9 protein-coding genes are annotated in these 12,919 nt (G+C 66.1%); 5 read left to right on the top strand and 4 right to left on the bottom strand.

The window, feature by feature from the left end; genetic code table 11:
- Positions 1-25: 25 nt before the first annotated feature.
- Positions 26-2,653, top strand: coding sequence for an EAL domain-containing protein (locus tag CIW53_RS11445; RefSeq protein WP_149364856.1), 2,628 nt, complete (start codon positions 26-28; stop codon positions 2,651-2,653).
- An 86-nt stretch (positions 2,654-2,739) separates the two neighbouring features.
- On the top strand, positions 2,740-3,426 hold the full coding sequence (locus CIW53_RS11450) for a helix-turn-helix transcriptional regulator (RefSeq protein WP_149364857.1): 687 nt from the start codon (positions 2,740-2,742) through the stop codon (positions 3,424-3,426).
- Positions 3,427-3,458: 32 nt separating this feature from the next.
- Here the strand turns inward: CIW53_RS11450 and CIW53_RS11455 are convergent, their stop codons facing one another.
- Positions 3,459-4,853, bottom strand: coding sequence for a M20/M25/M40 family metallo-hydrolase (locus tag CIW53_RS11455; protein ID WP_149364858.1), 1,395 nt, complete (start codon positions 4,851-4,853; stop codon positions 3,459-3,461).
- Between the two features lie 242 nt (positions 4,854-5,095).
- Positions 5,096-7,630, bottom strand: coding sequence for a pre-peptidase C-terminal domain-containing protein (locus CIW53_RS11460; protein WP_149364859.1), 2,535 nt, complete (start codon positions 7,628-7,630; stop codon positions 5,096-5,098).
- 297 nt (positions 7,631-7,927) lie between these two features.
- On the opposite strand from CIW53_RS11460, the gene CIW53_RS11465 reads away from it, so the two are divergent.
- Both CIW53_RS11465 and CIW53_RS11470 read left to right on the top strand, forming a co-directional pair.
- Positions 7,928-8,443, top strand: coding sequence for a hypothetical protein (locus tag CIW53_RS11465; protein ID WP_149364860.1), 516 nt, complete (start codon positions 7,928-7,930; stop codon positions 8,441-8,443).
- 229 nt (positions 8,444-8,672) lie between these two features.
- The gene (locus CIW53_RS11470) at positions 8,673-9,941 is read left to right on the top strand and encodes a TIGR03862 family flavoprotein (RefSeq protein ID WP_149364861.1); all 1,269 of its coding nucleotides are present in this window, start codon (positions 8,673-8,675) and stop codon (positions 9,939-9,941) included.
- Between the two features lie 171 nt (positions 9,942-10,112).
- On the opposite strand, the gene CIW53_RS11475 is transcribed toward CIW53_RS11470, so the two are convergent.
- Both CIW53_RS11475 and dbpA read right to left on the bottom strand, forming a co-directional pair.
- A complete protein-coding gene (locus CIW53_RS11475; RefSeq protein WP_172969647.1) occupies positions 10,113-10,901 on the bottom strand; it encodes a glutaminyl-peptide cyclotransferase in 789 nt (262 codons plus the stop codon).
- A gap of 43 nt (positions 10,902-10,944) precedes the next feature.
- The gene (dbpA, locus tag CIW53_RS11480; protein ID WP_149364862.1) at positions 10,945-12,324 is read right to left on the bottom strand and encodes an ATP-dependent RNA helicase DbpA; all 1,380 of its coding nucleotides are present in this window, start codon (positions 12,322-12,324) and stop codon (positions 10,945-10,947) included.
- Between the two features lie 117 nt (positions 12,325-12,441).
- On the opposite strand from dbpA, the gene folB reads away from it, so the two are divergent.
- Positions 12,442-12,801: a dihydroneopterin aldolase gene (gene folB / locus CIW53_RS11485; RefSeq protein WP_149364863.1), complete on the top strand. Its 360-nt coding sequence runs from the start codon at positions 12,442-12,444 to the stop codon at positions 12,799-12,801.
- Positions 12,802-12,919 lie beyond the last annotated feature (118 nt).

Here is a 12,919-nt window from a genome sequence, read left to right on the forward strand (position 1 = left end):
TGCCGCAGGGGCGGGCCGCCGTGGCATGGATAGCGAAGTCCCGTCCTCCTTGCCACGCAAGCTGACGGCTTATCTGTGGAGCCTGCTGGCGCTGCTGCTCGGGCTAGCGCTGACCGTGATCGTGCATTGGCAGCAACTGCAACGACAGCAGGCCGAACAGGATTTCGTCCGCAACCAGCTGGCCAACAAGAGTTATGCCGCGGTACTGGCGCAGTTGCATTCGGCCGAATTGTTGCTGCGTGCGGCACAGACCCTGTTCCTTGCATCCGACGAAGTCACTCCGGCGGAATTTCACGACTTCTACGTCAACCTGAGGCCGCGCGCGCAGTTTCCCAGCCTGGTCGCGCTGGCCTATGTGCGGCGCGAGTTGCGACCGGACGGGGAGCATTACGTCACCCGCTGGGTCGAGCCGCTGGCCGGCAACGAAGCGGTGGTGGGGCTGGAGGTGGAGGCGCAGCCGAACAACCTTGCCGCGCTGATGGCATCGCGCGACAGCGATCGCGCCACGTTGTCGGCACCTTTTCATCTGCTGCAACAGGCCGGCCCGACGTCGGCCATTGATGGGGTGACCTTTCGGTTGGCGGTTTACAGCTCCGGCTCGCCACCGCCGACCATCGCCGAGCGTCGGTCGCGGATGCGCGGCTCGCTGGCATTGTCTTTCCGGGTCAGCGGCCTGATCGGCAGTGCCGTGCCGGACGATGCACGAAGGCTTCTGCACCTGAGAATCAGCGACATCACCGATGGCAGGCCGGTGCCGCTGTATGACTCGCGACCGGGTGTGGCGATGCCGGCGAGCGGTTACCGTTTTCAGCACAGTCTCGATTACGGCGGGCGCGTGTGGCAGATGCGGATGCAGCCGTACACGACGGATGCGAGCGCCATCACGTGGGCCGAGTCGACCGTGCCGGCCGGTCTGCTGGCGAGCTTGCTGCTGGCGCTGCTGGTGTTCTCCGTGGCTTTCACGCGTCAGCGTGCGCTGGAGCTGGGCTGGCGCATGAGCCGCCAGTATCGCGAAAGCGAGGAGCGCTTCCGCGCATTGAACGAGTTGCTGCCGGCGATGGTGCTGCTCGCCGATGCGGAGAACGGTCTGATCACCTACGCCAACCAGGCCTCGCGCGAGCGGCTGGGTGCGCACATCGGCGAGCAGCATCTGCCGGAGGTGTTCGAGGATCCGGCCCTGCAGATGCGTCTGCAGGACCCGGCCGGCCAGGGCTGCAGCCGCGTCGAGGCGCTGTTGCGCAACGGCGAAGGCGGAAAATTCTGGGCCAGCGCGGCGATTTCGCGAGTCATCCTCGGAGGGCGCGGCAAGTTGTTGATGGTTGCCAGCGACATCACCGAGCAGCGCGAGTTGACCGAGCAGCTGGGCTATCAGGCCAGCCATGATGCGTTGACCGAGCTCTACAACCGGCGCGAATTCGAGCGCCGCCTGCAAGGTGCCTTGCAGGCCATCGGCGAGAGTACTGCGCCGGTGCTCCTGCTATACGTCGATCTCGATCAATTCAAGCTGATCAACGATACCTCCGGTCATCTCGCCGGCGACCAGTTGCTGGCCCAGCTGGCGATCGTCATGCGCAGGAATCTGGGCGCGGGCGACGTGCTGGCCCGGCTGGGTGGCGACGAGTTTGGCGTGCTGGCCACTGGCGTGGATGACCTTGCCGACGCGCAGTCCCTTGCAGAGAGGGTACGGTGTTGCATCGACGGTTACGTGTTCATCTGGGAGAAACGCAGCTACACGATCAGTGCCAGCATCGGCGGCGTGCTGATCGATCATCCCGGTGCCACCGTGCGGGATCTGCTCGCGCACGCCGATGCTGCCTGCTACATGGCCAAGGAGCTCGGTCGCAATCGCGTGCATTTCTATTCCGATGCGGACGCCAAGACGGCCACGCGGCGCAGCGAGATGGAGTGGGCCAACCGGTTGCGCTGGGCGATCGACGAGCACCGCCTCAGGCTGACTTATCAGGAGGTGTGGCCGCTGCCGCTGCAGGCAGGCGGCAGCCCGGCCGGCATCGAGTTGCTGTTGCGCTTTCGCGATGAATTCGGCCAGCTGCTGGCGCCGGGCGTGTTCATGCCTGCGGCCGAGCGCTATGGCCTGATGCCGGTGATCGACCGCTGGGTGATCGAGACCGCGCTGGCGAATTTCGACCACCTGCATCCGGCCGGCAGTGAAGTGCCCCTGGTGGCGATCAACCTGTCCGGGGCCAGCGTCGAGGACGATGCGCTCGCCGAGCTGATCATCGAGTTGATGCGACGCCACCAGGTGGCGCCGTCGCAAGTGTGTTTCGAGATCACCGAAACCGTCGCGGTGCGCAACCTGTCGCAGGTCGCGCGCTTCATGGAACGCCTGCGCGCGGTCGGCTGCAAGATCGCGCTGGACGATTTCGGCGCAGGCATGTCGTCCTTCACCTATCTGAAGAACCTGCCGCTGGACATCATCAAGATCGACGGCAGCTTCATCCGCGACATGCTCACCGATCCGGTCAGCCACGTGATGGTGCGCGCGGTCACCGACATCGGCCATCGGCTCGGACTGGAGGTGGTGGCCGAATGGGTGACCGATGTCGAGACCGTGGCGGCGCTGACCGCGCTGGGCGTCAACAGCGTGCAGGGCTTCAGCCTGCACCGGCCCGAACTGGCGTTGTTCGAGCGCTGAGCCACCCCTGCAGCCACGTCGATCGGGATGCTCGTGCTTCGTCGCACGGCGAAGCATCCGGCAGCCCGGCTGGCTAGACTGCGCGCATGAACGACGACGCTGCACTCAATCGCTACCAGCTCGCCGAACTGGGCAGCCTGCTTGCCGAACCGGCGCGCACGGCGATGCTGCTGGCGCTGGCCGATGGCACCGCGCGTCCAGCCGGCGAACTGGCACAGCTGGCCGGCATCGGTGCGGCTACTGCCAGCGCGCATCTGCGCCGGCTGCTCGACGGTGGCCTGCTGGCGCTGCATGTGCAGGGCCGGCATCGCTATTACCGGCTGGCCGATGAGCGCGTTGCGGCGATGCTGGAGTCGCTGACACTCGCCCGCGCACCGCTCCCGTGCGCGCTGCCGAAAAAAGGGGATGCACAACTGCAGCGGGCGCGCTGCTGTTACCGGCATCTGGCCGGAACGCTGGGCGTGGCATTCTGCAGCGCGTTGTTGCAGCACGGCTGGCTGCGTACCGGCTCGCGCGGCCTGCAGCTGTTGCCGCACGGTGCCGATGCGCTCGCCGCCAGCGGACTGCCGCTGGCCGGCGTGCCGGCGCTGTACGGCCGCAGCTGCCTGGACTGGACCGAGCGGCGCATGCACCTGGGCGGTCCGCTCGGCGTGGCGCTGACTACCGCGATGTTCGATGCCGGCTGGTTGCGCCGGTTGCCGCCCGGTCGCGCGCTGCGTCCCAGCGCCGATGGCCTGCGCCGGTTCGGCCTGCTCGGCGTGCGGCTGGATTGACGCGGGTCGGCACGACCCGCGTCGGTCGCCCTTCAGGGTTTGGCGCTGGTGGCGGCTTCTGCCGGCGAGCGTTCGAAGCTGCCGGCGTAACCGGGGAATACCACCGGGCTTTCGTAGCCATCGGCCGAGACCGCCGAGACGCCGAAGAACCAGTCGTCGATCACCACGTCTTTCACCACGGCCCGGTCGACATCGCCGACCGCGAGCTCGTGCTGCCATTGGGGCGCGGTGGTCTCGCGCCAATGCACGCGATATCCCGCGGCGCCCGGCACCTTGTGCCAGGTCAGCGTGGTGTCGGTGGCCAGCGCACCCTTGCTGTCGACGCCGGTAGGCGGCGCCGGCGCACGGCTCAGCGATGCCATGGTCAACGTGTTCAACGCGGTGACGCGGGCGAGATAGCGGAAGTCGATGCCGTCGATGGTGTCGCCGTAGTGCACACCATGTTCGGTGCGCAGGTCCTGATGCTGGCGCGTGTAGTTCTCGTGCGCTTCGGTGACGCGCACCGCCGGATAGCCGGCCTCGAGGAACGGCACCTGGTCGCCGCCACGGCTGTAACGGTCGGTACGGTAGACCATGTGCACGCGGAAGTCGGGCAGATAGGTGTCGGCGACGCGATCGATATAGCGGGCGAGATTGCGCGAGGGCGAGTCCACTTCGCCGCCGTGATAGCGGCGGTAGTTCGCCTGCGCCACGCTCTCGTTGCTCTTGGTACCTTCGGAGAACACCCGCACGGTGGTGTTGTCGATCACGCCGTTCTGGCCGTGGCTGTTGCCGACGATGTCGTTGTTGAGATCGGCCTCGACCTGCCAGCCGTGCGCCACCGCGTAGTCGGCCAGCACCTTGCCGCCGTACAGGCCCTGTTCCTCGCCGGACAGCGCGGCGAACACCAGGGTGGCGTCGTTGTCCTGCTTCGACAGCAGCCGCGCTGCCTCGATCAGCGCGGCGACGCCGGAGGCATCGTCGTTCGCGCCGGGCGCGTCGCTGGTGGCGTTCATCACGTCAGTGACGCGCGAATCGAGATGGCCGGTCATCACGATGACGCGATCCGGATCGCGCTTGCCGCGCTTGATCGCGACCACGTCCATCACCTCGGTCGGTTTCGGTGCGCGCTTGCCGGTGAACATCTGCGACGGGGTGATCACCTCGATGCAGCCGCCGCAGTCATGCGCGATCGTTTCGAAGCGCGACTTCACCCAGCGCCGCGCCGCACCGATGCCGCGCGTGTTCGATGTCGTGTCGGACAGGGTGTGGCGGGTGCCGAAGCCGACCAGGCGGGTGATCGTGGCGCGAAGTTCCGCCTCGCTGGGCGCATTGGCCAGTGCGTGCAGCGCCGGTTGCTCGTGGGGCGTGACGGGCGCTTGCGCCGCCTGGGCAGTGCCGGCGATGGCCAGCAAGGCAGCCGGCAGCAGGGAGATGGCTCGAAGCATCGTTCGCATCCTTCAGCGGGGAAACAGACACCTTACCGCGCCGGTGCGACGGGCGGACAGATGCCCTTTGGCATGGAAACAGGAAGGCCCGGTCGTTGCCGACCGGGCCTCGGGTTCCTGCTGTAGTGTCGACGTACGTCCGTATGCGTCGCTTGTGCCGAGTATCCATCCGTGGCGGCCGACATCAAGAGGGCCGCTGGCGCGCGTCCGTGCGCGCCGTCCTGTGGCGTATTGCCTTTTCCTTATGGCGTGTAGCTGCCGGTCAGCGTGACGCCGCTGTAGCTGCTGTAGGCGCGCACCATGACGTAGTAGGTGCCCGGGGTCGGTGCCGACGCGGTGCAGCTCTCGCTGTTGCCCGCTATGTACGGACGGCAGTCGTAGCTGCTGGTGGTCGGTGTCGAACCGAGCTTGACGTACAGGTCGGCGTCGCCGGTGCCGCCGGCGATCTTGATGTTGAGGTTGCTGGCCCCGGTCGGCACGACCATCGTGTAGTACACGGCGTTGCCCTTGGTCGCACTCAGGCCGGACACCGGCACGCCGTTCTGCAGCACGTTGCCGCCGCCACCACCGCCAGTGCTCCAGGTCGCCTTGACGCTGACGCCGGAGAACGCGGTGTAGCCGTTCAGCATCACGTAGTACGTACCGGCCTGCGGCGAAGCCACGGTGCAGCTCTCGTTGTTGCCGGTGATGTACGGGCGGCAGTCGTAGCTGGACAGGGTCGGGGCGGAGCCGAACTTCGTGTACAAATCGGCATCGCCGGTGCCGCCGGACTCGGAGATCACCAGGTTGCTGGCGCCGGCCGGGATCACCACCGTGTAGAACAGCTGCGCATTCGTCGCGCCGGACTGGCCGGTCAACGCCACGCCGTTCTGCAGCACGTTGCCACCGCCACCGCCGGCAGCGGTGACCGTCACCGACTGCGTCTTGGTGTTGGTCGCGCCGTCGTTGTCGGTCACCGTCAGCGAGACGCTGTAGGTGCCGGCAGCGGCGTAGGTGTGGCTCGGGTTGGTCGCGGTCGAGGTGCTGCCGTCACCGAAGTTCCACGAGCGCGAGGCGATGCTGCCGTCGCTGTCGGTGGAGCTGTCGGTGAAGTTGACCATCAGGTTGCTCGCGCTGTCGCTGAAGTTGGCGACCGGCGGCACGTTGGCCGGCGGCGAACCGCCACCGATGTCGTTGGCGGCACCGCTGATGATCAGTTCGCCGCGACCGGTGGCCAGGTCGTAGCCGGCGCTGGCGGTCTCGCCGCCGTTGTTGCCCGAGGTGATGTCGTGGAAGTCGGACGCCGGCAGTTGGTACAACAGCGGTGCGGCAAAGCCGACGTTGGAACCCTTGATCGCGATGACGCGCGCCCAGGCGCCGGCAAACAACGGAGCGGACAGGCTGGTGCCGCCGTATTGCTGGGTGGCGCCGCTGACGATGATCTTCGAGCCCGAGTTGGGGTCGGCGTCATAGGCGATGTCCGGCAGGCCGCGCTTGCTGCCCGGGGCCACGCCGTTCTGCCAGCTTGGCTGCGGCTCGAAGGTGCTGGAACTGCCGCCGCCGCTGGTCCACACGGTGGCGCTGCTCCAGGTGGTGGTGGAGGCATTCAGTGTGGTGCCGCCCACCGCCACCACGTACTGCGACGCGGCCGGCCAGCTCGGCGTGACACCGCCGTCGCCGCACTCGTCGGCGCCGGAGTCGCCGGTGGAAATGGAGAAGGTCTGCCCTTGCGCCACCGCCTGCTGGAAGATCTGATCCTGCGCTGCGGCCGAGCCGTCGCTCTGCGCGCTGGTCTCGCACTCGCCCAGCGAGACGTTGATGATCTTGGTGGCGTTGGCGTTGACGATGGTGTTGAAGTCGGCGGTGAGGTTGGCGTTGGACAGGGTCGGAATGTTGTAGAAGATCAGGCTGCCGACCTGGCCGCCGGCCATGCCGACGATGTCCTGGCTGTCCAGGCTCCATTCGCCCAGGCCGCTGGTATCGGTGCTGGTGCCATTGGTGTTGATGGTCTGCGTGGTGACCGTGGCCAGGCCGTTCTGCGAGGTGAACGTGTTCAGGTCGGTGATGGTCTGGGTGATCTTGCCCTGGGTGACGATGCCCACCGGGACGCCGGCCGCCGTGGTCACGCCGTTGCCGCCGTAGATCGAGGAGAACTCGGTCGGGTTGTGGCCGGTCACCGCCTGGGTGGTGTAGCCAGCCTGCATCGGCTTGGCGAAGGTGTGCGCCTGGTGCACGCTCTGCAGGCCGATCACCGACAGCACGCTGTCCTGCAGTGCGGCCGGAATCTGCACGCCGCTGGTGTTCATGAAGGCGTTGCGGCCTTCCTTGGTCCTGACCTTGACGAACGAGGTCTTGAACGCGGCATGCGCGGTATCCGCGCGGCCGTCGGCCGAGATCATCATGCGGTTCGGCGCGATCGTGACGTTGGTGAAACCGGCGGCCTTCAGCCACGCGGCGACCTTGTTCGCCTGATCCGATGTGGGCGAATAGGCGGCCACGAACTGCTGCGTCGACATCTTGTGCTGCACCATCGACAGCGTCGAGGTCTTGGCGGTCGCCAGGAAGGTGTGCAGCTGAGCCGGATTGCGCAACTTCAGCGCAACCTCGATATGGATCGGTTGCGATGTCGCCAGCGCTCCGCTGACGACATCACCCTGGCGCAACTGCGCAGCGTGCTGCGCCAGCGCGACGAATGCGTTGCCGGTAACGGCATTGCTGGCCGGCGCCGCGCTGACCGTGGCCGCGGCGGCCACGCCGATGGCGGCCACGAGCAACTTGAGACGAAAATGACTTGGCATTTGTAACTCCCGAAGTTTTTTTGAGGCGAACGAACCCAATGAAGCCACCTGGACTTCATGAATAAGGCGGCGTGGACAGACACGACACCATGGTCTTTATGAATTGCCTGGCGATCCCGTGCGCACTGCGGCCGTTCCTCCCCCAATGAATTCCCTCAAGAGGCGGCGCGCGGTTTTGTATTTCAATCAACGCCGTAATGGCATGGCGTTGTCACCGGATCATTCGTCAAGCTCCCAATTGACGAACCGGTTGACGGTAGGGTTTGCCGCCGAAAAGCGTCAATAGGATTTTTTCCGGTGCCGTCCAGTGGGCATCGTATTCGGGACGAAAAAATTCGCATTGCCGAAATCGTAATTACCTGCGATTCGCGGATCGTTTTCCGGAAAACCACGACCGCCCTTCTCGAAGGCTGCCGCCCGACGCCGTCGACCGTCGTGGTGTTTATTGGGCGAGGTTTACGCGCCCTGATGGTGGGCGATTTCTTGCGGAGTTCCGATGCCCTGCGGTCGCCGAAAAAAGCGCCGGACGTGGCGGTTCTGGTGCAGTCCCTTGCGGCAATATTTCGGTCGGTGCGGGTATTTGCGTACGCAATAAATAATATGCGGATATGTATTATCAACGGAATAATGGCGGTGGTTTCCATGTTGCGGAAATCGCGAATTGCATCATTTTTCAACGTGATAATTTGGTCGGGCAGGAATGGCGTAAATTATTGCGATACGCGGGTGCTGTCCGGCGATAATCCGCAAGATCTGACTGTGCATTTCTGTGAATTGCGGCAGAAAACGTGGTCGGGTTTTCTCGCGGGATGACGAGCGAAACAGCGAGCTGCCAGCAGTCGCTCGGCTAAATTGGCTGCCCTCGGTCCTGCGCGTTGGGAATATCGACGTGGCGTCGCAGAGCGGAGGCTCTTCTGTCGACGCTTCACCATCACTTCTTCGTTTCCTGCCCTTGTTGACGAGGCCAACCGGGTGGCTCGTTCACGTCGCACGCAGCCGTCGATCGGTTCATTCCGTCCATGCGGCATGCGACCATGCACGAATGACTCCGACGCCCATCCCGCGACTGGCAATCATCGGCGGCGGCCCTGCAGGGTTGATGGCCGCCGAGGTGGCGCGTGCGTCGGGCATGGCTGTGGATCTGTACGACGCAATGGGCTCGGTCGGACGAAAATTTCTGCTGGCCGGGAAGGGCGGGCTCAACCTCACCCACGGCGAGCCGGCGGCCCGCTTTGTCGAACGCTACGGTGCACGCCGGGTGGAGGTCGGTCGCTGGCTCGATGCCTTCGACGCGGACGCATTGCGTGCGTGGGCGCGTGGACTGGGCGTGGAGACTTTCGCCGGGAGTTCCGGGCGGGTGTTCCCGACCGACCTGAAGGCGGCGCCGTTGCTGCGAGGCTGGCTGCGTCGCCTGCGTGAGTCGGGTGTGGTGTTCCATATGCATCATCGCTGGCTTGGCTGGCAGGCGCACGGTGCGCTGCGCTTCGCCACGCCGGATGGCGAGCGCGAGGTGTCGGCCGACGCGACAGTCCTGGCGCTCGGCGGTGCCAGCTGGCCACAACTGGGGTCCGATGCGGCATGGCTGTCGCCATTGCAGCAGGCCGGGGTCGACATCGCGCCGCTGCAGCCGGCCAATTGCGGGTTCGAACTCGCGTGGAGCGAACATCTGTCCAGCCGCTTTGGCGGCGCACCGCTGAAACCGGTGGTCGCGCAATGGATCGACCGCAACGGCGTGGCGCATTCGCGCCAGGGCGAATTCGTGCTCAGTGAATACGGCATCGAGGGAAGCCTGATCTACGCGATCGGTGCCGAACTGCGCGAGCAGATCGCCGCGTGTGGCGCGGCCACGCTGAAGTTGGACCTGGTGCCGGGCTACAGCCAGCCGGTACTGGCCGAGCGCCTTGCCGCAGCGCGGGGCAAACACAGCATCGGTGACTGGCTGCGCCGTCGTGCCGGACTGGACGCGGCCAAATGCGCGCTGGTGTTCGAACTCACCGACAAGGCCACGCTGGCCGATCCGCTCGCGCTGGCCGCGCAGCTGAAGGCCTTGGCGTTGCGGCTGCGCGGGCCACGGCCGATCGCCGAGGCGATCAGCACGGCCGGTGGTGTCCGGCTGGAGGTGCTGGATGAACACCTCATGTTGCGTGCGCGTCCCGGCGTGTTCTGCGCCGGCGAGATGCTGGACTGGGAAGCGCCGACAGGCGGCTATCTGCTCACTGCCTGCTTCGCCAGTGGACGGATCGCCGGTCGTGGCGCAGCGCGCTGGCTGGGCGTCGATGGCGGCGCGACAGGTCTGGGTCCGGACGCGTAATCGACTCGACCTCGGCCAGTGGTGCCGCGTTGCCGGCGCATGGCGTCGAACGCGGGATCGGCAGTCGCCAGATACTCGATCTTGTGAGGCACTTGTTCTCTCCTCGACGACACTTGCGAAGAAGATCGCGCCGGGAGTGCGCCGCGAGCTTCGTTCGGGCCAGCCCGGGATCTACCGGGCTGGCCGCTCGACCAGGGTGATCTCGAACAGCTTCGGCCAGTGCTTGCCGGTGACGAACAGCCGCTGGTGTGCCGCGTCGTAGGCGATGCCGTTGAGCACGTCGTTGCCGGGTTCGGGCAACTGGCTGATATCGAGCAGGCCATCGAGATCGATCCAGCCGACGACGTGGCCGCTGACCGGATCGATCCTCGCGATGCGGTTGGTCAGCCACACGTTCGCGTAGATCTCGCCCTTGATCCACTCCAGCTCGTTGAGGTTGGTGACCGGCACGCCATCGGCCGTCACCGTGATGCGCCGGGTCGTGGCCAGCGTTTCCGGATCCAGCACGCGCAGCACCGCGGTGCCGTCGCTCATGTAGAGCTGGCGGTCGTCGCGGGTCAGTGCCCAGCCTTCACCGGGATAGCCGAACGTGCGCTGCAATTTGAAACTCGCCAGGTCGTAGACGAAGCCGGTCTGGCTCTTCCAGGTGAGCTGCACCAGCCGGCCCTTCCAGTCCACGATGCCCTCGCCGAAATAGTGTGCCGGCAGGTCGTGGCGCAGCACGGCCTTGCCGGTCTTCAGCTCGACCTTGCGCAGCGTCGACTGGCCGACTTCGCCGGTGCTCTCGTAAAGGTAGCCGTCCTTGTAGAACAAGCCTTCGGTGTAGGCGCTGGTGTCATGCGGGTAGGTGTGCACGATCTTGTAGCCGTACACCGGGATGGCTGCGGCGGACTGGGCGACGCCGCTGACGAGCAGCAGGGCGAGCGCGAAAATCGAGTACGGGCCGGGCAATCGGATCATCGGTCGGTTTCTCGCAGCAGGAAACGTTGTGGCAGCGCGCCGGTCAGGCCAGTGGCCGCACGCGAAAATTGCGGCCCTTGATCTTGCCGGCGCGCAGCCGCTCCAGTGCCTTGTTGGCCAGCGCGCGGCTGATCGCCACATAGGCGCGGGTGGCGAACACGTCGATCTTGCCGATGTCTTTCGCATCGAGCCCGGCATCGCCGGTGAGCGCGCCGAGGATGTCGCCCGGACGCAGCTTGTCCTGCCGGCCGGCGTCGATCACCAGCGTTTTCATCGGTGCGAGGTGCAGGGTCTTGCCCCGTGCGGGTGTGACCTTCAGCGGTCGCCACGGCAACGGCGTCCCGTTGAGTTCCTCGATGTTGGCGGCCTTCGGCTGCTCGCGCGGCGTGCACAAGGTGATTGCCAGACCCGATTCGCCGGCGCGGCCGGTGCGGCCGATGCGGTGGGTGTGGGTTTCCGGGTCGTGTGCGATGTCGTAGCTCACCACCAGCGGCAGCGCCACGATGTCGAGCCCGCGCGCGGCCACATCGGTGGCCACCAGCACGTTGCAGCTGCGGTTGGCGAAGCGCACCAGCACCTCGTCGCGGTCGCGTTGTTCCATGTCGCCGTGCAGGGCCAGCGCGGAGAAGCCGCGGCGGTCGAGCTCCTGTGCCACCGCATCCACTTCGCGGCGCATGTTGCAGAACACCAGCGCGTGCTGGCCACGTTCGCCGGCCAGCAGCTGTGCCAGCGCATCGGGCTTCCGGGCGGGCTCCACCTCGATGAACTGCTGCTCGATAGCCGGCCTCTGCTCGGCCGGCGCTTCCACCGTGACCACCACCGGATCCTTTTGCACGCGCTCGCTCACCGCGCGGATCTCGTCCGGATAGGTGGCCGAAAACAGCAAGGTCTGATGGTGTTTCGCGATGCGCCCGATGATGTCGTCGATCGCCTCGGAGAAGCCCATGTCGAGCATGCGGTCGGCCTCGTCCAGCACCAGTACCTTGATGCCGCCGCCGTGCAGGCTTTGCCGCTTCAGGTGTTCCTGCACGCGGCCGGGCGTGCCCACGACGATGTGCGGATCGTGCGTCAGCGAGGCCAGCTGCGGCCCCAGCGGCATGCCGCCGCACAGGGTCAGCAACTTCACGTTCGGGATGTTTGCGGCGAGCTTGCGGATCGCCTTGCTGACCTGGTCGGCCAGCTCGCGCGTGGGGCACAGCACCAGTGCCTGCAGCCGGATCGTGTCCACGTCCAGCGACTGCAGCAGGCTCAGCCCGAACGCCGCGGTCTTGCCGCTGCCGGTCTGAGCCTGCGCGATCACGTCGCGGCCTTCCAGCATCGGCGGCAGGCTCTGCGCCTGCACCGGGGTCATTTCCGCGTAGCCGAGCGTTTCCACGCTGGCGAGCAGTGCGGGTTTGAGCGGAAGCGTGTCGAACTTGGCCATGCGACATGATCGCATCTATGCGATGCGTTCGCTGCGGTGGCTTTCGCGAGCAACCCCGTACTTGCATCCGGCCGCCGGCTGCCCGACCCTGTATGGCTATTGCCACAGTGAATCGCCATGGATACCGTTTTCATCGAAGACCTGCGCATCGATGCCGTCATCGGCATCTACGACTGGGAGCGTCGCGTGCGGCAGACGCTGTCGTTCGATATCGAGATGGCGTTCGACAACACCGTGCCGGCGGCAACGGACGACATCGCGCTCACGCTGAACTACAAGGACGTGTCGAAGCGCCTGATCGACTACGTGGGTGCGTCGAGCTTCGGCCTGGTCGAAACGCTGGCCGAGCGCTGCGCGGCGATCATCCGCGAGGAATTCGGTGTGCGCTGGGTGCGCCTGAAGCTGTCCAAGCCGGGCGCGGTGCGCGGCGCGAAGGCGGTCGGCGTGTGCATCGAGCGTGGCGTGCGGCCGCAATAGCGGCGCCATGTTCCGCGCCGACGGTGGTTGTGCCGCCGGCGCCGTGTCCCCATCCTGACCGGACAGTCGAGAATCTCTTGCGGTTCATGCCGCCCCGATCCGTGCCCGCTGTCCATTG

The organism is Rhodanobacter sp. T12-5 (genome assembly GCF_008329435.1).
Taxonomy (GTDB): domain Bacteria; phylum Pseudomonadota; class Gammaproteobacteria; order Xanthomonadales; family Rhodanobacteraceae; genus Rhodanobacter.

Excerpts from the sequence above, each read along its gene's own strand:
- CIW53_RS11445 (WP_149364856.1), top strand. The coding sequence starts at position 26 with ATGGATAGCGAAGTCCCGTCCTCCTTGCCACGCAAGCTGACGGCTTAT.
- CIW53_RS11450 (WP_149364857.1), top strand. The coding sequence starts at position 2,740 with ATGAACGACGACGCTGCACTCAATCGCTACCAGCTCGCCGAACTGGGC.
- CIW53_RS11455 (WP_149364858.1), bottom strand. The coding sequence starts at position 4,853 with ATGCTTCGAGCCATCTCCCTGCTGCCGGCTGCCTTGCTGGCCATCGCC.
- CIW53_RS11460 (WP_149364859.1), bottom strand. The coding sequence starts at position 7,630 with ATGCCAAGTCATTTTCGTCTCAAGTTGCTCGTGGCCGCCATCGGCGTG.
- CIW53_RS11470 (WP_149364861.1), top strand. The coding sequence starts at position 8,673 with ATGACTCCGACGCCCATCCCGCGACTGGCAATCATCGGCGGCGGCCCT.
- CIW53_RS11475 (WP_172969647.1), bottom strand. The coding sequence starts at position 10,901 with ATGATCCGATTGCCCGGCCCGTACTCGATTTTCGCGCTCGCCCTGCTG.
- dbpA (WP_149364862.1), bottom strand. The coding sequence starts at position 12,324 with ATGGCCAAGTTCGACACGCTTCCGCTCAAACCCGCACTGCTCGCCAGC.
- folB (WP_149364863.1), top strand. The coding sequence starts at position 12,442 with ATGGATACCGTTTTCATCGAAGACCTGCGCATCGATGCCGTCATCGGC.